This window comes from Aureimonas sp. D3, from assembly GCF_001463805.1.
Lineage (GTDB): Bacteria > Pseudomonadota > Alphaproteobacteria > Rhizobiales > Rhizobiaceae > Aureimonas > Aureimonas ureilytica_A.
This window is the reverse complement of record NZ_BBWM01000037.1, coordinates 108,969-131,956: the sequence shown is the minus strand read 5'-3', so window position 1 is coordinate 131,956 and position 22,988 is coordinate 108,969. Positions and strand designations below refer to the sequence as shown.

At 68.2% G+C, this 22,988-nt stretch carries 20 protein-coding genes; 5 read left to right on the top strand and 15 right to left on the bottom strand.

Annotated elements, in window-relative coordinates; all coding sequences use genetic code 11:
• Nucleotides 1-10: 10 nt before the first annotated feature.
• From scpA to AUL36_RS11910, 3 genes are read right to left on the bottom strand one after another with little or no spacing between them, the layout of a single operon-like run.
• On the bottom strand, nt 11-2,176 hold the full coding sequence (scpA, locus tag AUL36_RS11920) for a methylmalonyl-CoA mutase (protein WP_062220909.1): 2,166 nt from the start codon (nt 2,174-2,176) through the stop codon (nt 11-13).
• The gene (gene mce, locus AUL36_RS11915) at nt 2,163-2,579 is read right to left on the bottom strand and encodes a methylmalonyl-CoA epimerase (protein WP_062220905.1); all 417 of its coding nucleotides are present in this window, start codon (nt 2,577-2,579) and stop codon (nt 2,163-2,165) included. The genes scpA and mce overlap by 14 nt, the downstream gene beginning before the upstream one ends.
• Nucleotides 2,580-2,605: 26 nt before the next feature.
• Nucleotides 2,606-4,132, bottom strand: a complete 1,527-nt coding sequence (locus AUL36_RS11910) for an acyl-CoA carboxylase subunit beta (RefSeq protein WP_062220902.1) — start codon at nt 4,130-4,132, stop codon at nt 2,606-2,608.
• Between the two features lie 119 nt (nt 4,133-4,251).
• Between AUL36_RS11910 and AUL36_RS11905 the strand changes: the two genes are divergently transcribed.
• Nucleotides 4,252-5,646 (top strand): helix-turn-helix domain-containing protein, encoded by a 1,395-nt coding sequence (locus AUL36_RS11905; protein ID WP_062220899.1) that lies wholly within the window; start codon nt 4,252-4,254, stop codon nt 5,644-5,646.
• A 74-nt stretch (nt 5,647-5,720) separates the two neighbouring features.
• On the opposite strand, the gene AUL36_RS11900 is transcribed toward AUL36_RS11905, so the two are convergent.
• The 10 genes from AUL36_RS11900 to AUL36_RS11855 form a co-directional block, all read right to left on the bottom strand.
• On the bottom strand, nt 5,721-7,130 hold the full coding sequence (locus AUL36_RS11900; protein ID WP_062220896.1) for an amidase: 1,410 nt from the start codon (nt 7,128-7,130) through the stop codon (nt 5,721-5,723).
• Between the two features lie 22 nt (nt 7,131-7,152).
• On the bottom strand, nt 7,153-8,208 hold the full coding sequence (locus tag AUL36_RS11895; protein WP_244497109.1) for an oligopeptide/dipeptide ABC transporter ATP-binding protein: 1,056 nt from the start codon (nt 8,206-8,208) through the stop codon (nt 7,153-7,155).
• Nucleotides 8,205-9,185 (bottom strand): ABC transporter ATP-binding protein, encoded by a 981-nt coding sequence (locus AUL36_RS11890; protein WP_062220893.1) that lies wholly within the window; start codon nt 9,183-9,185, stop codon nt 8,205-8,207. Before AUL36_RS11890 ends, AUL36_RS11895 begins: the two co-directional genes overlap by 4 nt.
• Nucleotides 9,182-10,042 (bottom strand): ABC transporter permease, encoded by an 861-nt coding sequence (locus AUL36_RS11885; RefSeq protein WP_062220891.1) that lies wholly within the window; start codon nt 10,040-10,042, stop codon nt 9,182-9,184. The genes AUL36_RS11890 and AUL36_RS11885 overlap by 4 nt, the downstream gene beginning before the upstream one ends.
• Entirely contained in the window at nt 10,039-10,992 is a 954-nt protein-coding gene (locus tag AUL36_RS11880; RefSeq protein ID WP_062220888.1) for an ABC transporter permease, read from the bottom strand. The genes AUL36_RS11885 and AUL36_RS11880 overlap by 4 nt, the downstream gene beginning before the upstream one ends.
• A 55-nt stretch (nt 10,993-11,047) precedes the next feature.
• On the bottom strand, nt 11,048-12,565 hold the full coding sequence (locus AUL36_RS11875; RefSeq protein WP_062220885.1) for an ABC transporter substrate-binding protein: 1,518 nt from the start codon (nt 12,563-12,565) through the stop codon (nt 11,048-11,050).
• A 327-nt stretch (nt 12,566-12,892) separates the two neighbouring features.
• On the bottom strand, nt 12,893-13,801 hold the full coding sequence (locus AUL36_RS11870) for a LysR family transcriptional regulator (RefSeq protein WP_062220883.1): 909 nt from the start codon (nt 13,799-13,801) through the stop codon (nt 12,893-12,895).
• Between the two features lie 118 nt (nt 13,802-13,919).
• Nucleotides 13,920-15,023 (bottom strand): isocitrate/isopropylmalate dehydrogenase family protein, encoded by a 1,104-nt coding sequence (locus AUL36_RS11865; RefSeq protein ID WP_062220880.1) that lies wholly within the window; start codon nt 15,021-15,023, stop codon nt 13,920-13,922.
• 10 nt (nt 15,024-15,033) lie between these two features.
• A complete protein-coding gene (locus AUL36_RS11860; protein WP_062220877.1) occupies nt 15,034-15,780 on the bottom strand; it encodes a glucose 1-dehydrogenase in 747 nt (248 codons plus the stop codon).
• Between the two features lie 122 nt (nt 15,781-15,902).
• The gene (locus AUL36_RS11855; RefSeq protein WP_062220874.1) at nt 15,903-16,796 is read right to left on the bottom strand and encodes a LysR family transcriptional regulator; all 894 of its coding nucleotides are present in this window, start codon (nt 16,794-16,796) and stop codon (nt 15,903-15,905) included.
• A gap of 163 nt (nt 16,797-16,959) precedes the next feature.
• Here AUL36_RS11855 and AUL36_RS11850 point away from each other — a divergent pair, with 163 nt between their 5' ends.
• On the top strand, nt 16,960-18,450 hold the full coding sequence (locus tag AUL36_RS11850) for an aldehyde dehydrogenase family protein (protein WP_062220959.1): 1,491 nt from the start codon (nt 16,960-16,962) through the stop codon (nt 18,448-18,450).
• A 35-nt stretch (nt 18,451-18,485) separates the two neighbouring features.
• Here AUL36_RS11850 and AUL36_RS11845 read toward each other — a convergent pair whose 3' ends face one another.
• On the bottom strand, nt 18,486-18,971 hold the full coding sequence (locus tag AUL36_RS11845; RefSeq protein ID WP_058636314.1) for an Lrp/AsnC family transcriptional regulator: 486 nt from the start codon (nt 18,969-18,971) through the stop codon (nt 18,486-18,488).
• Nucleotides 18,972-19,224: 253 nt separating this feature from the next.
• Between AUL36_RS11845 and AUL36_RS11840 the strand changes: the two genes are divergently transcribed.
• Genes AUL36_RS11840 through AUL36_RS11830 form a run of 3 tightly spaced genes read left to right on the top strand, consistent with a single transcriptional unit; the run spans nt 19,225 to nt 22,745 of the window.
• Nucleotides 19,225-20,484, top strand: coding sequence for a thiamine pyrophosphate-dependent enzyme (locus tag AUL36_RS11840; protein WP_062220871.1), 1,260 nt, complete (start codon nt 19,225-19,227; stop codon nt 20,482-20,484).
• A gap of 1 nt (nt 20,485) precedes the next feature.
• Nucleotides 20,486-21,499: an alpha-ketoacid dehydrogenase subunit beta gene (locus AUL36_RS11835; RefSeq protein WP_062220868.1), complete on the top strand. Its 1,014-nt coding sequence runs from the start codon at nt 20,486-20,488 to the stop codon at nt 21,497-21,499.
• 1 nt (nt 21,500) lies between these two features.
• On the top strand, nt 21,501-22,745 hold the full coding sequence (locus tag AUL36_RS11830) for a dihydrolipoamide acetyltransferase family protein (protein WP_062220865.1): 1,245 nt from the start codon (nt 21,501-21,503) through the stop codon (nt 22,743-22,745).
• Between the two features lie 12 nt (nt 22,746-22,757).
• Here the strand turns inward: AUL36_RS11830 and AUL36_RS23785 are convergent, their stop codons facing one another.
• Nucleotides 22,758-22,919, bottom strand: coding sequence for a hypothetical protein (locus AUL36_RS23785; protein WP_156418356.1), 162 nt, complete (start codon nt 22,917-22,919; stop codon nt 22,758-22,760).
• Between the last annotated feature and the right edge of the window lie 69 nt (nt 22,920-22,988).

The following is a 22,988-nucleotide window of genomic DNA, read 5'->3' as shown; positions in this document are numbered from 1 at the left end:
GGGGCGGTCCTCACTCTGCGGCGTTGCGGTCGGCTGGCGGTTCGTCCGCCGGGGGCATGTTGTGGCCGAGAAGGCGCAGCACCTCGGCCGCCGCCTCCACGAGATTGGTGCCGGGGCCGAAGATCGCGGAAACGCCGGCCTTGCGCAGCGCGTCGTAATCCTGCGCCGGGATGACGCCGCCGGCGACGATCTTGATGTCGGCGCGGCCCTGGTCCGCTAGATGGCCGATCAGTTCGGGGATCAGCGTCTTGTGCCCGGCGGCGAGCGAGGACGCGCCGACCACATCGACATCGCTCGCGACCGCCAGCGCGGCGGCCTCCGAGGGCGTCTGAAACAAGGGCCCCGGCACGATCTCGAAGCCGAGATCGCCGAACATGGAGGAGACGAGATTGGCACCCCGGTCGTGCCCGTCCTGGCCCATCTTGGCGACCAACATGCGCGGGCGGCGGCCGAGACGGCGCTCGGTCGCGGACACGGCGTCGGTCAGCCGCGTCCAGCGCGGATCGTTTTGATAGGCCCCGCCATAGACGCCCTTCACAGGCTTGGGGCTGGTGTCGAAGCGGCCGAACACGTCCTCCATCGCGGCGGAAATTTCGCCGAGCGTGGCGCGGGCGCGGGCGGCCTCGACGGCGAGTTCGAGGAGATTGCCCTTGGCTTTCGCGCCCTCGCGCAACGCGTCGAGCGCTTGGCTCACAGCCTTGCCGTCGCGGCTCGCCTTCACGCTCTCGATCCGCCGCACCTGCGCCTCGCGCACCGCATGGTTGTCCACGTCGAGAATGTCGATCGGCGCTTCTTCCGGCAGCCGATACTTGTTGACGCCGACGATCACGTCCTCGCCGCGATCGATCCGGGCGGCCTTGGCCGCCGCCGCTTCCTCGATCATCGCCTTCGGCCAGCCGGCCGCCACGGCCTTGGCCATGCCGCCTTCGCGCTGGATGCGCTGGATCAGCTCCCAGGCGCCGTCCACCAGCGCCTTGGTCAGGCTCTCGACATAGTAGGAGCCGCCCAGCGGATCGACCACCCTGGTCATGCCCGTCTCCTCTTGGAGGACGAGCTGCGTGTTGCGGGCGATGCGGGCGGAGAAGTCGGTGGGCAGCGCGATGGCCTCGTCCAGCGCATTGGTGTGGAGCGACTGCGTGCCCCCCAGCATCGCCGCCATGGCCTCGATCGTCGTGCGCATGACGTTGTTATAGGGGTCCTGCTCGGTCAGCGAGACGCCGGATGTCTGGCAATGGGTGCGCAGCATCTTGGAGCGCTCGTCCTTCGCGCCAAGCTCCGTCATCGCGCGGTGCCAGAGAACGCGCGCGGCGCGCAGCTTCGCCACTTCCATGAAGAAGTTCATGCCGATGGCGAAGAAGAAGGAGAGGCGACCGGCGAAGGCGTCGATGTCGAGGCCCGAGGCCACGCCGTATTTGACGTAATCCATGCCGTCGGCGACCGTGAAGGCGAGTTCCTGAAGCTGCGTCGCCCCGGCTTCCTGCATGTGGTAACCGGAGATCGAGATCGAGTTGAAGCGCGGCATCTCGCGGCTCGTATAGGCGAAGATGTCGGAGACGATCCGCATGGAGGGTTCGGGCGGGTAGATATAGGTGTTGCGGACCATGAACTCCTTGAGGATGTCGTTCTGAATGGTCCCGTCGAGCTTGGCGCGTGGCACGCCCTGTTCCTCGCCCGCCACGATGAAGAAGGCGAGGATCGGAATGACCGCCCCGTTCATGGTCATCGACACCGACATCTCTCCCAACGGAATGCCGTCGAAGAGGATCTTCATGTCCTCCACCGTGTCGATCGCCACACCCGCCTTGCCGACATCGCCGGTGACGCGGGGGTGGTCGGAATCATAGCCGCGATGGGTGGCAAGATCGAAGGCGACCGACAGGCCTTTCTGGCCGGCCGCCAGATTGCGCCGGTAGAAGGCGTTGGAGGCTTCCGCCGTCGAGAAGCCCGCATATTGCCGGATCGTCCAGGGCCGCCCGGCATACATCGAGGCGCGCACGCCGCGCGTGAAGGGCGCGAAGCCCGGCAGGCCCGGCTCCCAGCCCGCCACGTCCTCCGCCGTGTAGAGCGGCTTCACCCTGATACCCTCGGGCGTCTGCCAGTCGAGGTCGCGGCCCTTCACTTCCGCAGCGGCGAGCGCTTCCCAGCTTTCGAGCGTCGGGCGTTCAGTGTCCGCCATCGGGGGCCTCCATGAGTTCGACCAGCACCCCGCCCATGTCGCGCGGGTGCAGGAAGACGATGCGCGTGCCATGCGCGCCGATGCGCGGGGTGCCGAGAACGCGCGCGCCGGTGGCGGTGAGGTCGGTGATCGCCGCATTGAGATCGGTCACCTCGAAGCAGAGGTGATGCTGGCCGCCCGCCGGGTTGCGCGCGAGAAAGCCCGCGATGGGCGAGGCGTCGCTCAGCGGCTCGATCAGTTCGATCTGCGTGTTGCCGGCTTCCACGAAGCAGACGCGCACGCCTTGTTCGGGCAGGTCGAAGGCCTCGCCCACGCAAGCCGCGCCGAAGAGCCGGGCATAGTGCTCGCGCGATTTTACGATCGAAGGCGTCGCCACGCCGACATGGTTCAAGCGTCCGAACATCGCGGGGCCTCCCGTCCCTTTGCGAGTCACAATGGGATGTTGTCGTGCTTCTTCCAGGGGTTCTGCAACTGCTTGCCCCTGAGCTTGCGCAGGCCCAGCGCCACGCGGCGGCGGGTCGAATGCGGCATGATCACCTCGTCGATGAAGCCCTTGGACGCAGCGACGAAGGGGTTGGCGAAACGGCGCTCGTATTGCGCCGTGCGCTCGGCGATTTCCTCCGCGCTCTTGCCGCGAAAGATGATCTCCACCGCGCCCTTCGCGCCCATCACCGCGATCTCGGCGGTCGGCCAGGCATAGTTGAGATCGCCGCGCAGGTGCTTGGAGGCCATCACGTCATAGGCCCCGCCATAGGCCTTTCGAGTGATCACGGTGATCTTCGGCACGGTTGCCTCGGCATAGGCGAACAGGAGCTTCGCCCCATGCTTGATGATGCCGCTATGCTCCTGCGCGACACCCGGCAGGAAGCCCGGCACGTCCACGAAGGTCACGATCGGAATCTCGAACGCATCGCAGAAGCGCACGAAGCGCGCGGCCTTCTTGGAGGCGTTGATGTCGAGGCAGCCGGCCAGCACCATCGGCTGGTTGGCGACGATGCCGACCGGCCGCCCCTCGATCCGCCCGAAGCCGGTGATGATATTGCCGGCATGTGCCGGCTGGATTTCGAAGAATTCAGCTTCGTCCACCACCTTCCCGATCAGCTCGTGCATGTCGTAGGGCTGGTTGGGGCTCGGCGGGATCAGCGTGTCGAGGCTCGGCTCCAGCCGATCGAACGGATCGCCCGACGCGCGCTCCGGCAGGGCGGCGCGGTTGGACGCGGGCAGGAAGCCCATGAGATCGCGCGCGGCGAGCAGCGCCTCAATGTCGTTTTCGAAGGCGCAGTCGGCAACGGAGGATTTCGTTGTGTGCGTCACCGCGCCGCCGAGATCCTCCTGGCTCACGACCTCGTTCGTCACCGTCTTCACCACGTCCGGGCCGGTCACGAACATGTAGGAGGAGTCCTTCACCATGAAGATGAAGTCGGTCATGGCCGGCGAATAGACCGCGCCGCCCGCGCAGGGGCCCATGACGAGGCTGAGCTGCGGCACGACGCCGGACGCCAGAACATTGCGCTGGAACACTTCGGCGTAGCCGCCGAGGCTCGCGACGCCCTCCTGAATGCGCGCGCCGCCGGAATCGTTGAGCCCGATGACCGGCGCGCCCACCTTCAGGGCCATGTCCATGATCTTGCAGATCTTCTGCGCGTGGCGCTCCGATAGCGAGCCACCGAACACGGTGAAATCCTGGCTGAAGACGAAGACCAGCCGGCCGTTGATGGTCCCCGAGCCCGTCACCACGCCATCGCCGGGGATGATCTGGCTTTCCATGCCGAAATCGGTGCAATTGTGCTCGACGAACATGTCGAGTTCTTCGAACGAGCCCTCGTCCAGCAGAACGTCCAGTCGCTCGCGCGCCGTCAGCTTGCCCTTGGCGTGCTGGGCGTCGATGCGCCGCTCGCCGCCGCCGAGGCGCGCCTCGGAGCGCCGCTCCTCCAACTGGGTCAGGCTGTCCGGCATCGAAAGTCCTCCCGGTGAAAATTCGCAAAGCCAAGCCTGTTGTTCCAGCCCCGCGCGCAATATGCAAATGTGGTGTCGTGAAATGATCTTGTGAAATCTTCACAGGAGTGAGGGATGCGATGGCGGATTATGTCGGGTCCGACCTGCGGGGCCTGCGAGCGGCGCAGGGGCTGGGGCAGGCCAGCATGGCGGCGCGGCTCGGCATCTCGGTCAGCTATCTCTCACAGCTTGAAAACGATCTGCGCCCGCTCACCGCCCCTGTGGCCTCGCGCCTCGTGGAGGCCTTTCCGCTCGACTGGTCCGACCGGGGGCTGACGCCCGGACGGCGCGCCGTCTCGCTCGCTCATCTCCTGGGTGATCCGCTGTTCGACGGGCTGGACGACCCCAAACGCGCGCTCAAGCTTCTGGAGCGCCAGCCCGCGCTGGCCGAGCGGATCGCGCAGCTTCACGCCTCCTGGCGCGCGATGCAGGAGCGCCGCTCGATGGACGACGAGGCGCTGACCGACAGCGCGGTGGCGGGCGGCCGCCTGCCCTGGGAGCGCATTCGCGACTGGTTCCACGAAGCCGGCAACTACATTCACCCGCTCGACATGGCGGCGGAGGCGCTGGCGGGCGAACTTTCCGGCGACCCGCCGAGGGAAGCCGATCTCCTCGCCTATCTCGAAGCGCGGCACGGCGTCACCTTGCAGGAGGCCGGCGAGGCGGCGGGGGAGGGCATCCTGCGCAGCTTCGACCCCGGCACGCGGCGGCTCACGCTCGGCCGCGCGCTGCCGCCCGAGACGCGGCGCTTCACCCTCGCCAACCAGATCGCGCTTCTCTCCTTCGGCACGATCATCGCCGACATTGCGAGCGCCTCGAAACTGCCGAGCGCGGAAGAGCGCAATCTCTTGGAGGCGGGCCTTGCCAATTACGGCGCTTCCGCGCTGCTTATGCCCTATGAGCGCTTCCGCGCGCGGGCGCGCGCGTTCCGGCACGATATCGACCGGTTGCGCGAAAGCTTCGCGACGAGCTTCGAGCAGACCTGTCACCGGCTTTCCACGCTGCAACGGCCGGGCGCGCTCGGCGTGCCCTTCTTCTTCTGCCGCGTGGACATGGCCGGCAACATCACCAAGCGCCATTCGGCGACGCGCCTTCAGTTCGCGCGCTTCGGCGGGGCCTGCCCGCTCTGGATCGTCCATGAGGCCGTCGCGATCCCCGACCGGGTGCTGGTCCAACTCGCCGAGATGCCCGATGGCGTGCGCTACGTTTCCATGGCCAAGGGTCTGGTGAAGCCGTCCGGCTCCTATGCCCGCCCGCCCCGGCGCTACGCCGTCGCGCTCGGCTGCGAGGCCGAGCACGCGGGTGCTTTCGTCTATGCGGACGGGATGGATGTGCGGGGCACCGCCACACCGATCGGGGGCACCTGCCGCCTCTGCCCGCGCCCCGACTGCGACCAGCGCGCCTTCCCGCCCACCGAACGCCCGATCTCCGTCGATCCGCATCTGCGCCGCTTCGTGCCCTACCGCGTGCTTTGAGGACGCTCACCTGATGGAGATCACCCGAGATCAGTGCGCTCCCGGCATCGCACGGCCAAGCGGCCTGAACCGCCTCAGGCGACCACTTCGAGCGAGGCGGGCTCGGGCCATGCCGGCATCTTGCCGCGCCGGGTTTCCACGAAGCGCGACATGCGCAGCACCGTGAGGTCGGCGAAGCGGGGGCCGACGATCTGGAGGCCGATGGGCATTCCACTCGCCGCGAAGCCGCAATTCACCGAGGCCGCCGGCTGATCCGACATGTTCCAGGGAACCGTGAAGGCGATATGCTCGAAGGGCCGCTGCGGATCGTTGGTGGGCGAGGGCCATTCGGCCGGGTAGGAGACGATCGGGTTGGTCGGCGAGAGCACGATATCGACGCTCTGGAACAGCGCGCCGCAGCTCTTGCGCATGGCCATGGTCTGGTCGAAGCCCCGGACCGCCTCCACTCCGCTGATCTCCGCGCCCGCCTCGGCCCATTCGAGAATATAGGGCAGGATCAGAGCGCGCCGGGCGTCCTCCAGCTTCAGCATCTGGCCCCAGAAGCGCGCGCGCCAGAACGCGTCGAGCCCGTCCAGCATCTCGCGCGTCAGAACCGGCTTCACGTCGAAGACGCGGGCACCCGCCTCCTCGAACCAGCGCGCGGCCTTGCGCACGGCCTCCTCGATTTCGGGCTCGACGGGAAGGCCGCAGCCGGCATCCATCATGACCCCGACGCGCAGGCCCGAGACATCGACATTCTCGATATCGGTCCAGCTGATCGCCTCGGGCGGTAGGCTCGTGCCGTCCCGCCAGTCGGGGCGGGACAGGGAGGCCATCATCAGCGCCGCGTCCTCCACGGTGCGCGTCATCGGGCCGATGCAGCGGCCGACATAATAGGGATCGACGGGAATGCGCCCCTGGCTCGGCTTGAGGCCGAAAATGCCCGTCCAGCCCGCCGGCAGGCGGATGGAGCCGCCGATATCGGTGCCCACATGAAACGGGCCGTAGCTGGCCGCCGCAGCCGCCGACGCCCCGGAACTCGACCCGCCCGGATTAAGCGCGAGGTTCCACGGATTGCGCGACAGCTTGTGGAAGGACGACAGCCCGGACGACAACATGCCGTAATCCGGGCAGGTCGTCTTGGCGAAGATGATCGCGCCGTCCTCGCGAAGGCGCGCCGCTGCGGGCGCATCCACCTCGGCGGGCTCCAACACGGTCGCGGCGGTGCCGAGCGGCACGCCGAGGCCGCGCGTTGCGATCAGCTCCTTGACCGAGACCGGGATGCCGTCGAGCGGCCCGGCCGGCGCGCCGCGCGCCCAGCGCTCGGTGGAGGCGCGGGCCTCCTCTCGCGCGGTGTCGGGATCATAGGCCCAGAGCGCGGCGACGTCAGGTTCGAAGGCCTCGATCCGCTGCTCCACCGCCTGCCAATAGTCCAGCGGGGAGAGCGATCGGTCGCGGAACCGGCGCAGGAGTTCGCTCGCGGTGAGGTCGAGAAGGGAGGTCATCTCTGGCAAGCTCTTTTCGGGATCAGGATCGAGGGGCCGCAAGGTCGCCGGCCGGAGCCGGCGGCGGCGTGGCGCGCGCGTGATGGCAGGCGGCCCGCCAGTCCACGCGCCGGGAAGCGGGGGCGATGTCGGCCGGGGCGATGTCAACCGAAGCCGGGGCCTCGCGCCGGCAGATGTCCGTCGCCTCGACGCAGCGCGGCCGGAAGGCGCAGCCGTTCCAGTCGCCCGGCTCGCCCGGAAACGGTGGAGGGGCCGTCGCGCGATCCGACGCCATGCCGGCGCGGCCGGGCTCGGCGGCCAGCAGCAGGCGCGTATAGGGATGGTGGGGGGCTTCGAAGACCTCTCCCACCGCCCCGCTTTCCACGATCCGCCCGCGATACATGACCGCCACCCGGTCGCAGATGGCTTCCACCACCGAGAGATTGTGGGTGATGAACAGGAAGGCGGCGCCGGTGCGCTCGCGCAGGTCGAGGATGAGGTTCAGAACCTGCGCCTGAACGGAGAGATCGAGCGCCGAGACCGCCTCGTCGGCGATCACGAGATCGGGCCGGGTGACGAGCGCGCGCGCGATGGCGACGCGCTGGCGCTGGCCGCCGGAGAACTCGTGCGGGAAGCGCGTGGCGTCGGTGGCTTTGAGACCGACCGCCTCCAGCATCTCGGCCACACGCTGTTCGGTCTCGGCCTTGGACAGACGCGGCGTGAGGACGCCGAGCGGCTCAGCCACCGACCAGCCGATGCGCCGGCGCGGATCGAGCGAGCCATAGGGGTCCTGAAACACCATCTGGAAGCGGTCGCGCCGGCGCAGAAGCGCGCGCTTGTCCATCGTCACGAGGTCTTCGCCGTTCAGAAGGACTTGGCCCGAAGTTGGCCGGTCGAGCGCGGCGACGACGCGCGCGAGCGTCGATTTTCCGCAGCCACTTTCGCCGACAATGCCGACGATCTCGCCCTTTTCCACGGTCAGCGAAACGCCATCGACCGCCCGGAGCGACGCGCCCCGCCCGGCGAGGCCGGAGCCGTAATCGCGCACGACGTCCCGAAGCGCCAGAAGTGGCGTGCTCATGGCAAGCGAAGCGCTCATCGGGCCACCTCCTCGCCGGCGCGGATGCAGCGCACGCCGTGCCGCTCCGACAGGTTGCGCCAGCGCGGCTCGCCCGCCTCGCAGGCGTCGATGCGGGCCTCGCAGCGCGGGGCGAAACGGCAGCCGGGCGGCAGGTCGGTGAGCGGCGGAACGCCGCCCGGAATGGTGAAGAGACGCTCGCCGGGGGCCATGCGCCGGGGCATCGCCTTCAGGAGACCCGATGTGTAAGGATTGGCGGGCCGGCGCAGCAGCTCGGCGGTCGCGCCGTCTTCGAGGCGCGTGCCGGCATAGAGCACCAGCATCCGCTCGGTCGCGCGCGCGATGACGCCGAGATCGTGGCTGACGAGGATCAGCCCCATGCCGCTTTCGCGCACGAGTTCGGCGACGATATCGAGAATTTCGGCCTGCACGGTGACATCGAGCGCGGTGGTGGGCTCGTCGGCCAGAAGGATCGAGGGCTCGAGGGCCAGCGCGATGGCGATGCCGATGCGCTGGCGCTGGCCGCCGGACATTTCGTGCGGATAGGCGTCGATGCGCCGGCGCGCGTCGGGAATGCGCACGCGCTCCAGAAGCTCCAGCACGCGCGGGCGAGCCTCGGTGCGCGACAGGCCCTTGGTGCGTATGAGACCCTCGGCGATCTGGTCGCCCACCCGCATCCCCGGATTGAGTGCCGTCATCGGCTCCTGAAAGATCATGCCGATTCGCCGGCCCCTGACAGCGCAGAGCGCCCGGTCGTCGAGGCCCAGAAGCTCCTGCCCGTCGAGGCGGACGGAGCCGGATGTGATGGCGTTGCCCGGCAGGAGGCCGATCAGGGCGAGCGAGAGCATCGACTTGCCCGAGCCGGACTCGCCGACGATGCCGAGCGTCTGGCCGCGTTCCAGCTCGAAGGAGAGATCGTTGACGATGCGCAGCGGCGTCTGGCCGGGGCGGGCCATGTCGATGGCAAGGGATTCGACGGCAAGCAGGGGCGCATTCATCGGCCGAGAGTCCGTCTGGGGTCGAGGAGATCGCGCAGGCCGTCGCCCAGAAGGTTCAGGCCGAGCACGGCCAGCGCGATCGTGGTGCCGGGAACGATGGCGAGCCAGGGGGCGGCGACCATCTGGACCTGCGCATCGGCCAGCATCCGCCCCCAGCTCGGCGTCGGCGGCGGCGCGCCGAGCCCGAGAAACGAGAGGCCGGCCTCGGTGAGAATGGCCAGGCCGAGCTGGATCGTCACCTGCACGATGATCTGGCTGGCGATGTTGGGGAGGACATGGGCGAAGGTGATGCCGAGCGTGCCCTTGCCCGCGCCGCGCGCGGCCAGGATATAATCCCGCGACCAGACCTGCAGCGCGGTGGAGCGCGTGACGCGCGCGAAGACCGGCACCATGAAGACGGCAATGGCGGCAATCGCCGTCAGCCGCCCCGGCCCGAGCAGCGCGCCCAGCATCATGGCCGAGACGATGGGCGGAAAGGCGAAGATGACGTCGCAGGCCCGCATGAGGAGGTCTTCGACCCGCCCCCGGCAGGCCGCCGCCGAAACCCCGACCAGCGTGCCGCCCACCGTGCCGAGCGCGACGGCGAGCGCGGCGACGCTCAGCGAATTCTGCGCGCCCACCATCAGGATCGACAGGACATCGCGCCCGAACTGATCGGTGCCAAGCAAGCCGACGTCCAGCGGGGCCTTCAGCTTCTGGGCGATGGCCATGCGGGTGGGGGAGGCCGGCGTCCAGACGAGGGACACGAGCGCCATCGCGATCAGGAGACCGACGATCGCGCTGCCCGCCACGAGGCGGGGGGACAGGCGACGGGCGGCGGCTTTGGGCGCGATCTTGGCGAGGGCGGCGGCGCTCATCGGGCCGCTCCCGAGCGCAGGCGCGGATCGAGCGCGAGATAGGCCATGTCCACGAGGAAGTTCACCACGATCACGAGGCCGGCGAGAAACAGGACGACGCTCTGCATCACGATCAGATCGCGCTGCGAAAAGGCCTGATAGGCCAGGCGCCCGAGCCCCGGCAGGCCGAACACGTTTTCCACCAGCACCGAGCCGGCGACGAGATAGGTGAACTGGAGGCCGAGCATGGTGACGACGGGCAGCAGCGCGTTCGGCACGACATGGCGCCAGAGCGCCCAGCGCCGGTCCAGCCCCTTGGCGCGCGCGGTGCGCACGAAATCCTCGTTGAGGACATCCAGAACCGCCGCGCGGGTGACGCGGGTGAGAATGCCCGCTTGCGGCAGGGCCAGAGCGACGGCGGGCAGAAGAAGGGCCGCAAGCGCGGGGAGGGCACCCGCCTGCCAGCCGGGAAAGCCGCCCGCCGGCATCCAGCCGAGGCCGGAGGCGAAGACGAGGATCAGGAGAAGGCCGATCCAGAAATTCGGCAGGGCAACGCTGCCCTGCGTGAAGACCGTGACCAGCGCGTCCCGCCAGCGGCCCTGATGAGCGGCCGCCGTGACGCCGAGCGGGATCGAGACGAGAAGTGCGAGAAAGGTCGAGAGCGCGGCCAGCGGCAGGGTGACCAGAAGCCGTTCGCCGACCAGCCCCGCCACCGGCACGCCGTAGGTATAGGACACCCCGAAATCGCCCGTCAGCGCGCCGGAGATCCAGCGGCCGAAGCGCACCAGCATCGGCGCGTCCAGTCCCATCTGGCTGCGCAGCGCCGCCAGCGTGTCGGGCTGCGCCGAGGTGCCGAGCATGACCGCCGCCGGGTCGCCCGGCAGGACGTTCATGGCCAGAAAGATCAGGAACGAGACGACGAGAAGCGTCGAGACGAGGCCGACGATGCGCCGTGCCAAGAGACCGAGCATGAGGGCCTGCCGGAGCGAGGAAGCTTGAGGGTGTGGACTGGTCCGCCGGGGACCCTTACTGGGTCCAGCGAACCTGTGTCAGATCGTTGGAGGGGATCGGCTCGTTGGTCCAGAAGCCTTCGAGCCCGGCTTTCCAGACGGCGAGCTTGGGCATGACGAAAAGGTAGAGAGCCGGCACGTCGGTCGCCAAGATCGTCTGGACCTCGCCATAGGCCGCGAGCCGTTCGTCTTCGCTGGTCGCCTGCTCGGCCTTGGTGATCGCGGCGTCGAGGACGGGGTTGTGGTAGCCGAAATAATAGTTGGGCCGCGAATAGATCGCGACGTCCATCGGCTCGGCATGGGCGATGATCGTCATGTCAAAATTCTTGGCCGTGAACACGTCGGCCACCCAGCGGGCGGGAAACTCCGTCGGCTCGATGGTCATGGTCACGCCGATCTCGGCGAACATGGCCTGCATGATCTCGGCCGAGCGCGTGGCATAGGCCATCTGCGGGGCCTTGATGGTAAAGGCGAGCGTTCCGTCATAGCCCGCTTCCGCAAGCAGCGCCTTGGCCTTGGCCGGGTCGTAGGGATAGACGGAGGTCAGGTCCTTGTAGCCGGGGTCGTTGGGCGTGTAATGGCTGCCGATGGCCGTGCCGAAGCCCGAATAAGCGCCCTCAATCAGCATGTTGCGATCCACGGCCATCATCAGGGCCTGGCGCACGCGCGGATCGGAGAAGGGCTTCTTGGCGCTGTTCATGCCCGCCACGACCTTCATCTCGGTCTGGCCGACTTCCGTCTTGAAGCGCTCGTCCTTCTGGAGCTGGGTGAACAGCTCGGGCGCGGCGAAGAGCGGGATGGCGTCCACATCGCCCGACTGCATCGCGACGAGCTGCGCCTGCGGGTCGCCGATGAAGCGGAACGTGACCTGATCGAGGCCGGCGGCCCCCGCCTTGTCCCAATAATCGGCGTTCTTCTTCAGAACCACACGGTCGCCCTTGGTCCAGCTTTCGAAGCGGAAGGGGCCGGTGCCGACCGGATTTGTCTTGAGCGTGTCGGCGGCCTTGGGCGGCACCATGACCGCCGCCGGCCAGCCGAGCCAATAGAGAAGATTGCTGGACGGGCGCTTCAGGCGAAGGGTCAGCGTGCCCGCATCGGGGGCGTCCACGGTCTCGATCACCGAGAAGAACGGCTTCTGCGGGTTCACAGAGCTGTCGCCGCGCGCACGGTCCAGCGAGAACTTGGCGGCCGCGCTGTCGAAGGCCTCGCCATCGTGGAAGGTGACGCCCGAGCGCAGCTTGAACGTATAGGTCAGACCATCGGGCGAGACGGTCCAGCTTTCGGCCAGCTGCGGCTGCACCTTGCCGTCGCGGTCGATCCGAACGAGGCCCTGATAGACGTTCTGCCAGGTGACCTGACCGATGGTGACGGGCGCGGCGATCGTGGGATCGAGGCCGGCGGGCTCGGTGGTCATGCCCAGCACGAGGTCGGTGCGCGGGGCGGCCTGCGCGGGGGTGAGCCCGGACATCGCCATCCCCGACAGGAGCACGGCTCCGCCCAGAAGCTGAGCGAGATGACGCCTGGATATGAGCATGACCGAATCCCTCCAAGATCGTTTCGGCCGCTGGCCGCGTGGCACCCGGTCGCAAGTGAACAATGTCGCGACTGTTTCGGCTATGTCTATTTCTGGCTTGGGGTGTAGCGGAAATCGATACACGATCAAGCGAGGGCGCCCGCGCGACGCCGCCGCCGGGCGCTGCGTCGAACAAAAAAGGGGCGCCTTGCGCGCCTTCGCGGGATGCCGAGCGCCTTCGCGCACCAGCGTCCTTGCGAGCGCGGCAAGTCAGATCAGAGATGTGTTACGGAGAGATGGCACGCCGCTTCTTCGTCGACGCCTTGCACGATGCCGCCGAGCGCTGGCCTATCCGTCCTTGCCCAGAAGGTCGTGGAGATGCTGCTCCAGATGGCTGAGGAGCTTGGCTGCGGCAAAGGGAAGGGAGCGGTCGCGCGTCACCGAGAGGGCCAACCGCGCGCGGATCTGCCAGCCGCCCCGGATCGGAATGGCGCACAATTCGCCCAACGCCATTTCGCGCGCTACGGCGAGCGCGGGCAGGATCAGCGCCGCCGCGCCCCGGCGGCCGAGCTCCTTCTGGATCTCGATCGAGTTGGTGACGAAGAGGCGGTTGAGATCGACGCCCGCCTGCGCGGCGCTCTCCTCCAGCGCCCGGCGCGCGCCGAAGCTCTCGTCGGGGATCGCCAGGGGAAACTGGGCCAGTTCGGCAAGCGAGACATGCGGGAGCTTCGCCAGCGGATGATGCGGGGCGACGATCACCATGTTTTCCACCGCGCCGCTGAGGCGCTCCACCACATCGGGATGGGCGGGCGTGAACATGGTGAGCGCGATGTCGGCTTCCGCCAGAACCAGCCGCTCGATGGCGTCGTTGGCGCTCAGAATGCGGATGTCGAAGGAGACCTGGGGATAAAACGCGCTGAACGAGGCCACGGCCGGGGTGAGGATGCTCGTGGTGAGCGCGCCGTTGGTGACGATCTTCACCTCGCCCCGGCGCAGGCCCTTGAGATCGTCGATGAAGACGGCGACCTGATCGAGATCGCGCAGCGTGCGCGACAAGCGCTCGGCCAGAAGTTCGCCCGCCGCCGTCAGGCGGATGCCGCGCGAATCCCGGTCCACCAGCGGCGTGCCGAAATGATGCTCGAGATTGGCGACCTGCCGGCTGATCGCGGTGGGCGCGACGTTGAGGCGCTGGGCCGCCTGCCGCATGGATTTGGCGCGAACGAGTTCGTAGAAATAGATCAGCGAGCGGATCTGCATGGGCCCCTCCATCGCGACCGGCCAGGACGCGCGCCGTCCCGGTCTCGCCTACACCAGCGGCGCGCCTCCAGCCAAGCGCCGGAAGGAGCGGCGGAGCGACCGCCGTGAACCGAGCGCGTCAGCGCCCGGGGGATGCCCCGGCGACCGCCTCGCAGAGCGCGGCCGTGATCCGCTCGGTGCCGGCCGAGCCGCCGATGTCGGCGCTGAGCAGCCCGTCGCGGATGCAGGTCTCTACGGCGGCCCGGATGCGCCGCGCCCCGTCCGTCAACCTCTCGTCGCCGTGGCCGTGGCCGAGCCAGTCGAGCATGGAGGCGGCCGAGAGAACGGTGCCGTAGGGATTGGCGATGCCCTTGCCGGCGATGTCGGGCGCCGAGCCGTGGGCGGCCTGGAAGAAGCCGTTATGCGCGCCGACTTCCGCCGAAGGGGCCATGCCCATGCCCCCGACCGTGGCGGCGGCCAGATCGGACAGGATGTCGCCGAACATGTTTTCCGTCACGATGACGTTGTAGTGGCTGGGTCTCATGACGAGATGCATCGCCATCGCGTCGATCAGGGCGTGTTCGGTCTCGATGTCGGGATAGTCTTTCGCCACGCGGTCGAAGATCGAGCGGAAGAAGGCGTAGCTCCTGAGCACATTGGCCTTGTCGCAGCAGGTCACGCGGCGCACGCCGTCGCGCGGCGCGCCGTCCGACTGGCGGGCCAGTTCGAAGGCCTTGCGCACGATGCGCTCGACGCCGTGCCGCGTCTGCACCAGCGGATCGATCGCGACCTCGCCCCGCAGCAGGGCCCCGCCGCCGCGCGCCGCGTAAAGGCCCTCGCTGTTCTCGCGCAGGATCACATAGTCGATGTCGCCCGCCTTCACGTCGCGCAGCGGGCTGCGCACGCCGTCATAAAGGCGGATGGGCCGGATATTGGCGAAGAGGTCGAGGTCGAAGCGCAGCCGCAGCGTAAAGTCGAGGCCCGCTTCCGTCCCGTCGGGATGCACGACGCCCGGAAGCCCGCCGGCCCCGTGCAGGATGGCGTCCGCCTCGCGACATCCCTCGAAGCTCGCCTCCGGGAAGCTCTCGCCCGTCTCTAAAAAGTGCTGCGCGCCGGCATCGTACTCGCGAAAGACGAGCGGCGAAGCGGACCCAAGCGCGGCTTCCACGACCCGCATGGCGGCGCGGCAGACTTCGGGGCCGATCCCGTCTCCGTGGACGACGGCGATGGTGTAGGTTTTCATCGATCCACCCTCAGATGCACTTGCCGCCATCGACCAGAAGATCGACGCCGGTGATCATGCTGGCCTCGTCAGAGCACAGAAAGGCGGCCGCGTTGCCCATGTCGGCGGGCGTCGAGAGGCGGCCGAGCGGGATCGTGCCCACGATGCGCGCGCGGATCTCGTCACTGTCGCCGCCGATGAAGGTGGAGAGAAGCGGCGTGTCGCCGGCCACGGGGTTGATGGCGTTGACGCGGATGCCGAACGGGGCGAGTTCCACGGCCATGCCGCGCGTCGCCGCGATCGCCCAGCCCTTGGAGGCGTTGTACCAGGTGAGGTTCGGCCGGGGCGAGATGCCGCCCGTGGAGGCGACGTTCAGGATATTGCCGCGCCCGGTCTCCTTGAAATGGGGCACCAGCGCCCGCGCGCCGTTGAAGATCGAGCGCATGTTGACGGCCGCCAGCTTGTCAAACAGCTCTTCGCTGACGTCTTCCAGCGGCGTCGGCGACTGGCCGACCCCGGCATTGTTCACGAGAATGTCGACCGCGCCGAAGCGCCTCTTGCCCAGATCGAGCGCGGCTTCGAAACTCTGGAGCCGCGACACGTCGCCCTCGATCGCCACGACGCTCTCGCCGATCTCGTCCGCCACGCGGCGCGCGGCGGCCATGTCCCGATCCATCAGGATGACCTTCGCGCCCTCGACAGCGAATTTGCGAACGATGCCCTCGCCGAAGCCCGAGCCGCCGCCCGTGACGATAGCGGTCTTTCCAGAAAGTCTCATGGATGCGTCCTCCTGCCCCGTCCTATCGCTCATCGCCGCCCGGCCGGGCAGTCAGATAAACTGAACAGCCGTCGCCTTTTTTCGTCCTGACACCGATCGGGGCGGGGCGTAGACGCTTGGGCTCAGTTCGACGCGGCGAGGGCGTCGCGGAAAATGTCCTTGAGGCGCTCGGAATAGCTGTGCGGGACATTGCCGGGCGCGGTGAGGAGGCCGATCCAGCGATGGCCCTGCGAGGGATCGATCGGCACGACCCGGACAGCGGGCGCCGCATCCACGATCGAGATGCGCGGCAATACGCAGATGCCGAGGCCGGCTTTGGCGAGGGACAGCGCGGTCTGGCTCGCCGCGACCTCGTATTGCGGCGACAGCTCGATGTCCTGCGCCTTTGCCAGACGGTCGAGAAGCGCCCTTGCTGCGGTGGTGCGGTTGAGAAGGATCAGCGGATGGCGGGCGAGATCCTCGATGCCGAGCGCGGCGCGCCCCGCGTCGAACTCGCGCGGGACGCAGGCATGAAGCGGGTCTTCCAGGATCGGCTCGAACTGGAGATCGGCGGGTTCGGCCAGTTCCGGCCCGATATAGAACTCGATCTCCTGCCGCTGGATCATCGCGACCGCCGCCTGCGGCGACACCTCGATCACCTCGACATGGCTGTGGGGATAGCGCAGCTTGAACGTGGCGAGAATGCCGGCAAGCCTCGTGGCGGCCAGCGTCGGGGCGCAGGCGATGCGGATGCGGCCCTTGCGCCGGGCGACCAGATCGGCGACGTGATCGATGCTGGCGCGGATGTCGCCCATGGATTTCGAGACGGACTCGTAGAGCAACCGCCCGTCCGGCGTCAGCTCGGTCCGCTGCCGCGTGCGGATGAACAGACTGATGCCGATCTGCTCTTCGAGATCGCGGATCTGCATGCTGATGGCGGAGGGCGCGCGGTTGCTGTCCTTGGCGGCCTGCCGGAAGCTGCCGCTTTCGACGGCGGCCAGAAAGGTCTGGAGAAGCTTGAGGTTGATCGCCGACATCGCCCTTCCCTCGCTCCTTCCGGCCGATTGCGCCGTCTGACCGGGCGACCCCCGCGATAGGGGATCGCCCGCCATCTCACAAGGGAGCAAGCCCGCCCCGCCGCGAACGGGCGGGTCCGCCTCCCGACCCCCATTCGACACGAGGAATTCGACGATGAACCAGATGCTGGCCGACGCCACCATTCCGCTGCGCAAGCCGATCGATGGCGGCCACCGCCTCATGTTCATCGACGGGCAATGGGTCGAGAGCCTGTCGGGCGAGCGTCTGGACACGCGCAATCCCGCGAACGGCCGGCTGCTCGCCACCGTACCCTCCGGCACGAAGGAGGACGTGGACCGCGCCGTCAAGGCCGCGCGCCGGGCCTTCCACGGGCCCTGGAGCCGGATGAAGCCCTTCGAGCGGCAGGCGCTCCTCTTGCGCATCGCGGACCTGTTCGAGAAACATTGGGAGGAGATCAGCGCCTCTGACACGCAGGACATGGGCCTGCCGATCAGCCGCACCCGCGCCAACCGGCTGCGGGTCGTCGGAATGCTGCGCTATTATGCCGGCATGGCGACCGCCATCACCGGCGACACGATCCGCAATTCGATCCCCGGCGACGTGTTCTCGATGACGGTGCGCGAGCCGGTGGGCGTCGTCGGCGCGATCATCCCCTGGAACGCGCCCACCGCCTCCTCGATCTGGAAGATCGGCCCGGCGCTCGCGACCGGCTGCACGATCGTGCTCAAGCCCTCCGAAGACGCGCCGCTGACCCCACTCCTGATCGCAGACATCATGGCGGAGGCCGGCGTGCCGGACGGCGTGGTCAATATCGTGACCGGCACTGGGGCGAGCGCCGGCGCGGCGCTGGCCGAGCACCCGGACGTCAACAAGCTCGTCTTCACCGGCTCCACGCTGACGGGGCAGGCCATCGTGCGCGCCTCGGCGATCGGCCCCAAGCGCGTGTCGCTGGAGCTGGGCGGCAAGTCGCCCCTGATCATCTGCGCCGATGCCGATCTCGACAAGGCGGTGCCGATCGCGGCCATGGCGGTCTACGCCCATTCCGGCCAGATCTGCATCGCGGGCTCGCGCCTTTTCGTGGAAGCCCCGATCCATGACGAGTTCCTCCAGCGCCTCGTCGCCTTCTCCAAGGGCTTGCGCATCGGCGACGGAATGCAGGCCGACACGCAGATCGGCCCTGTGGTCTCGCGCCGGCAGCTCGACAAGATCATGGGATATATCGAGCAGGGCCGGGAGGGCGGCGCGCAGCTGATGACGGGCGGGCGGCAACTCACGGACGCCGATTTGGCCGCCGGCCATTTCGTCGAGCCCACGATCTTCGCCGATGTCGAGGACGACATGGTGATCGCGCGCGAGGAAATCTTCGGCCCTGTCATCTCGGCGCTGCGCTTCGAAGAGGTGGGGGACGTGATCGCCCGCGCCAACGACACGCCCTATGGCTTGGCGGCCGGCGTCTTCACGCGCGACATCGGCAAGGCGCACCGCATCGCCTCCGCGCTGCAGGCCGGCTCGGTCTTCGTCAACGGCTATCACCTGCTCGACCCCGCCGTGCCCTTCGGCGGCTACAAGTCCAGCGGCTATGGCCGCGAGGGCGGTGCCGAGCAGATCGACGGCTATCTCAACACCAAGGCGATCTGGATCGACACCAACTAAGCGCTTCTATTTCGCCCTTGGGCCTTCTCGCGTCCTCAGCCGCCCGAGCGTTCCGCGTCGGGCGGCACCGAATAGGCCTTTTTCAGGCAGCGCAGCGTGAAGCTCGTGCGCGAGTGCCTGATACCGCGCACCTTGAAGAGCCGCTTGCGCAGAAATTCCTCGTAGCCCGCCGTGCCGTTCACCGCGACCTTGAGGAAATAATCGTATTCGCCCGTGGTCAGATAGACCTCCAGCACCTCGGGCATGGCGGCCATGGCGCGGCCGAAATTCTCCACCGCATCGTCGTCGTGCCGGTCGAGCGTCACCTCCAGAAGCACGATCTCGCTCGCGCCCAGAAGCTCTTGGTCGAGAAGGGCCATATAGCCCTGGATATAGCCGTCCCGCTCCAGGCGCTTGACCCGCTGCCAGCAGGGCGCGGGCGACAGGTTCACCGCCTCCGACAATTGCTGGTTGGTGAGCCGCCCGTCGCCCAGAAGCGCTTTCATGATCTTCCGGTCGATGGCGTCGATCGGCTTGGCCATGCGCGGTGCCCCAAAAGGAAGTTTTGCAAGAGACGTCCAGAGCCAATCATCCTTTCGAGCGGCGGGCAAGGCAGGCTGAAATGCGAGAGATGATTTGGCCTGATTTCCCCTAGGCTGATGCCTGGTCTGGGAGGTCCATCATGCAGCTCGTTTCGTTCGATCCGTCCGTTCCCCGCGCGCGCCCTAATCGCCCTCCGCTCGTCCCCTGAGACGGCGCGCCGGGCAGGTTTCAGCGCAAACGGGAGGATGAGAGATGACGGACGGCACTCCAACCAGCGGTGCGCGCGAGCGCAGGGCGCTTTCGCTGACGATTCCCGAACCCGACGCGCGGCCGGGCGAGCCGCCCGACTTTTCGCATGTCGCGATCCCGCGCGCCGGAGCCATCCGCCGGCCCGAGATCGACGAAGAGCCGGAGGCCATGCGCGACCTCGCCTTCGGCATCATCCGCGTGCTGGATCGGCACGGGGCGGCGGTAGGACCGTGGGCGGGATCGCTCACCCCCGACGAATTGCGCGAGGGGCTTCGTCACATGATGACGCTTCGCGCCTTTGACGCGCGCATGATCCTGGCGCAGCGCCAGGGCAAGACCTCGTTCTACGTGCAGAATCTCGGCGAGGAAGCCGTCAGCTGCGCCTTTCAGCGGGTGCTCGCCCCCGGCGACATGAACTTCCCGACCTATCGGCAGGCGGGCCTCCTGATCGCCGCCGGCTATTCGCTCCTGAAGATGATGTGCCAGGTCTATTCCAACGATGGCGATGCGGCGCGCGGCCGCCAGCTGCCGGTCTTCTACTCCTCCAAGGAGCACGGCTTCTTCTCGATCTCGGGCAATCTCGCCACGCAATATGTGCAGGCGGTCGGCTGGGCCATGGCCTCCGCGATCATGCGAGACACCCGGATCGCCGCCGCCTGGATCGGCGACGGCGCCACCGCCGAGAGCGATTTCCATGCCGCGCTCGTCTTTGCCTCCACCTACAAGGCCCCTGTCGTTCTCAACATCGTCAACAACCAGTGGGCGATCTCCACCTTTCAGGGGATCGCGCGCGGCGGGGCGGGCACGTTCGCCGCGCGGGGCCACGGGTTCGGCATCCCGGCGCTGCGGGTGGACGGCAACGACTATCTCGCGGTTCACGCGGCCGGCTGCTGGGCCGCCGAGCGCGCCCGGCGCAATCTCGGGCCGACCCTGGTGGAATACGTCACCTATCGCGCGGGCGGCCATTCCACCTCGGACGATCCGTCCGGCTATCGGCCGAAGCAGGAAAGCGAGAACTGGCCGCTGGGCGACCCGATCCTGCGGCTGAAGGGCCATCTCACAGCCATCGGCGAATGGTCCGACGAGCGCCACGTGCAGGCGGAGGCCGAGATCGCGCAGACGGTCGGCGAGGCGCAAAAGGCGGCGGAAGCCATCGGCACGTTGCAGAACGGTCGCCATCCCTCGCCGAGGGAGATGTTCGAGGATGTCTATGCCGAGATGCCCCCGCATCTGATCGAGCAGCGCCGGCAGGCGGGCTACTGAGATGGCCCGGATGACCATGATCGAGGCGATCCAGAACGCCCACGAACTCGCCATGGAAGCGGACGAGCGCGTCGTGGTGATGGGGCAGGATGTCGGTTTCTTCGGCGGCGTGTTCCGCTGCACGGCGGGCCTTCAGAAGAGGTTCGGCCCCACGCGCTGCTTCGACGCGCCGATCAGCGAGCTCGGCATCGTCGGCACGGCCATCGGCATGGCGGTCTATGGCCTGCGCCCCTGCGTCGAGATCCAGTTTGCCGATTACATGTATCCCGCCTACGACCAGATCGTCTCGGAGGCCGCGCGCCTGCGCTATCGCTCGGCGGGCGAGTTCACCTGCCCGCTGGTGATCCGAATGCCGACGGGCGGCGGCATCTACGGCGCGCAAACCCACAGCCAGAGCCCCGAGGCGCTGTTCACCCATGTCGCCGGGCTCAAGACCGTGATCCCCTCCAACCCCGCAGATGCCAAGGGCCTGCTGCTGGCGGCCATCGCCGACCCCGATCCGGTGATCGTTCTGGAGCCCAAGCGCCTCTATAACGGACCCTTCGACGGCCATCACGACCGGCCGGTGGTGCCCTGGAAGACGCACGAGATGGGGGAGGTGACAGCGGAGGCCTATACCGTGCCGCTCGGGCAGGCCGCCATTCGCCGCGAGGGCTCGGCGCTCACCATTCTCGCCTATGGCACGATGGTTCATGTCGCGCTGGCCGCCGTCGCCGAGCAGGGCGTCGATGCCGAAGTCATCGACCTGCGCACGCTGATGCCACTCGACAAGCCCACCATTGTCGCCTCCGTGCGCAAGACCGGCCGCTGCCTCATCGTTCACGAGGCGACGCTGACCTGCGGCTTCGGGGCGGAGCTGGCCGCCATCGTCCAGCGCGAGTGCTTCTACCATCTGGAAGCGCCCATCGAGCGCGTGGCCGGATGGGACACGCCCTATCCCCATGCCGGCGAGTGGGACTACTTCCCCGGCCCCGACCGGGTGGGCGCCGCGATCCGTTCGGTTCTGGAGGGTTGAGATGACCGTGGTCACGATGAAGCTCCCCGATGTGGGCGAGGGGATCGCCGAAGCCGAACTGGTGGAATGGCATGTGGCTGTCGGCGACACCGTGCGCGAGGACCAGATCCTCGCCTCCGTGATGACCGACAAGGCGACGGTCGAGATTCCTTCGACGGTGGAGGGCACGGTTCGCTGGCTTGGCGGTGAGATCGGCCAGCCCCTGGCGATCGGCGGCGATCTCATCGGAATCGAGACCGAGGAAGCCGCGCCGCCCCCGGCGCACCGCGAGGCCGAAGGGCTGGAGGCAGCGGAAACCGCGCCGGCCCCGGCCGCCCCTCTTGCCTCGGCTGAGCCCGAGCCGCGTTCGTCTCCCGCCGAGGGCCGCCCTGCGGGAGCGGCCGAGCAAAGGCCGCTCGCCGCCCCGGCCGTGCGCGCGCGGGCGCTGTCGGCCGGCATCGACCTGCGCCGCGTTCCCGGCACCGGGCCGGCCGGCCGGATCACCCATGAAGATCTCGACGCTTTCGCCTCCGCCCCCGCGCCCTCCAAGGACGACCCGGCAACGGACAGCGTGCGTGAGACCAAACTCACCGGCCTGCGGCGCAAGATCGCCGAGCGCATGGCGAACGCCAGCAGGCGCATCCCCCACATCACCATCGTGGAGGAAGTGGACGTGACCGCGCTGGAAGCGCTGCGCGAGCAAATGAACGCCGGGCGCGCAGCCGAGCGCCCAAAGCTCACCGTGCTGCCCTTTCTCATGCTGGCGCTCGTGCGCGCCATCAAGGACCAGCCGGCTCTGAACGCCCATTTCGACGACGAGGCCGAGACGATCCGGGCCTTCTCTTCTGTCCATATCGGCATCGCCACGCAGACCGAAGGCGGGCTCATGGTGCCCGTGATCCGCCATTGCGAGCGGCGCTCGATCTGGGACGCGGCCGGTGAACTGGCGCGGGTCGCCGAGGCCGCGCGCACCGGCACGGCGAGCCGCGACGAGCTGACCGGCTCCACCATCACCATTTCCTCGCTCGGCCCCTTGGGCGCGATCGCCACGACGCCGATCATCAACCACCCGGAGGTCGCGATCATCGGCGTCAACCGCATGGAGATCCGCCCCCGCTGGGACGGCGCGGGCTTCGTGCCGCGCAAGATGATGAACCTCTCCTCGAGCTTCGATCACCGCGTCGTCGACGGCTGGGACGCCGCCCTGTTCGTGAAGCGCCTCAAGACGCTTTTGGAAACACCCGCCCTGATCTTCGTGGAGATGTGAGGGTCTGCCGGGTCAGGACGGGCGACCCGATGCCGGCGAGCCGCGCGATGCGGCTGCGTTCGGGGTCTGCGCCCGGATCGTCACGTCCAGCGCGGTGGTCTGCTCGTCGGCGATCGGAAGGCAAGGGCTGGCAGACAGGCCGCGTGCATCGCGAATGCGCGCGGAGTCCAGCATCCTGAACGCCTCGGCGCGCGCCGCCCCCATGCTCACGTCCGGATGGACGCATCCACCTGAGCCCCGGCG

Bases quoted from the DNA above. Each gene is read 5' to 3' on its own strand.
- AUL36_RS11845 (WP_058636314.1), bottom strand. From the start codon at position 18,971: ATGGCCAAGCCGATCGACGCCATCGACCGGAAGATCATGAAAGCGCTT.
- AUL36_RS11880 (WP_062220888.1), bottom strand. From the start codon at position 10,992: ATGCTCGGTCTCTTGGCACGGCGCATCGTCGGCCTCGTCTCGACGCTT.
- AUL36_RS11865 (WP_062220880.1), bottom strand. From the start codon at position 15,023: ATGAAAACCTACACCATCGCCGTCGTCCACGGAGACGGGATCGGCCCC.
- AUL36_RS23785 (WP_156418356.1), bottom strand. From the start codon at position 22,919: ATGCTGGACTCCGCGCGCATTCGCGATGCACGCGGCCTGTCTGCCAGC.
- AUL36_RS11875 (WP_062220885.1), bottom strand. From the start codon at position 12,565: ATGCTCATATCCAGGCGTCATCTCGCTCAGCTTCTGGGCGGAGCCGTG.
- AUL36_RS11840 (WP_062220871.1), top strand. From the start codon at position 19,225: ATGACGGACGGCACTCCAACCAGCGGTGCGCGCGAGCGCAGGGCGCTT.
- scpA (WP_062220909.1), bottom strand. From the start codon at position 2,176: ATGGCGGACACTGAACGCCCGACGCTCGAAAGCTGGGAAGCGCTCGCC.
- AUL36_RS11885 (WP_062220891.1), bottom strand. From the start codon at position 10,042: ATGAGCGCCGCCGCCCTCGCCAAGATCGCGCCCAAAGCCGCCGCCCGT.
- AUL36_RS11905 (WP_062220899.1), top strand. From the start codon at position 4,252: ATGGCGGATTATGTCGGGTCCGACCTGCGGGGCCTGCGAGCGGCGCAG.
- AUL36_RS11850 (WP_062220959.1), top strand. From the start codon at position 16,960: ATGCTGGCCGACGCCACCATTCCGCTGCGCAAGCCGATCGATGGCGGC.
- AUL36_RS11900 (WP_062220896.1), bottom strand. From the start codon at position 7,130: ATGACCTCCCTTCTCGACCTCACCGCGAGCGAACTCCTGCGCCGGTTC.
- AUL36_RS11860 (WP_062220877.1), bottom strand. From the start codon at position 15,780: ATGAGACTTTCTGGAAAGACCGCTATCGTCACGGGCGGCGGCTCGGGC.
- AUL36_RS11830 (WP_062220865.1), top strand. From the start codon at position 21,501: ATGACCGTGGTCACGATGAAGCTCCCCGATGTGGGCGAGGGGATCGCC.
- AUL36_RS11895 (WP_244497109.1), bottom strand. From the start codon at position 8,208: ATGAGCGCTTCGCTTGCCATGAGCACGCCACTTCTGGCGCTTCGGGAC.
- AUL36_RS11835 (WP_062220868.1), top strand. From the start codon at position 20,486: ATGGCCCGGATGACCATGATCGAGGCGATCCAGAACGCCCACGAACTC.
- AUL36_RS11855 (WP_062220874.1), bottom strand. From the start codon at position 16,796: ATGTCGGCGATCAACCTCAAGCTTCTCCAGACCTTTCTGGCCGCCGTC.
- AUL36_RS11910 (WP_062220902.1), bottom strand. From the start codon at position 4,132: ATGCCGGACAGCCTGACCCAGTTGGAGGAGCGGCGCTCCGAGGCGCGC.
- mce (WP_062220905.1), bottom strand. From the start codon at position 2,579: ATGTTCGGACGCTTGAACCATGTCGGCGTGGCGACGCCTTCGATCGTA.
- AUL36_RS11890 (WP_062220893.1), bottom strand. From the start codon at position 9,185: ATGAATGCGCCCCTGCTTGCCGTCGAATCCCTTGCCATCGACATGGCC.
- AUL36_RS11870 (WP_062220883.1), bottom strand. From the start codon at position 13,801: ATGCAGATCCGCTCGCTGATCTATTTCTACGAACTCGTTCGCGCCAAA.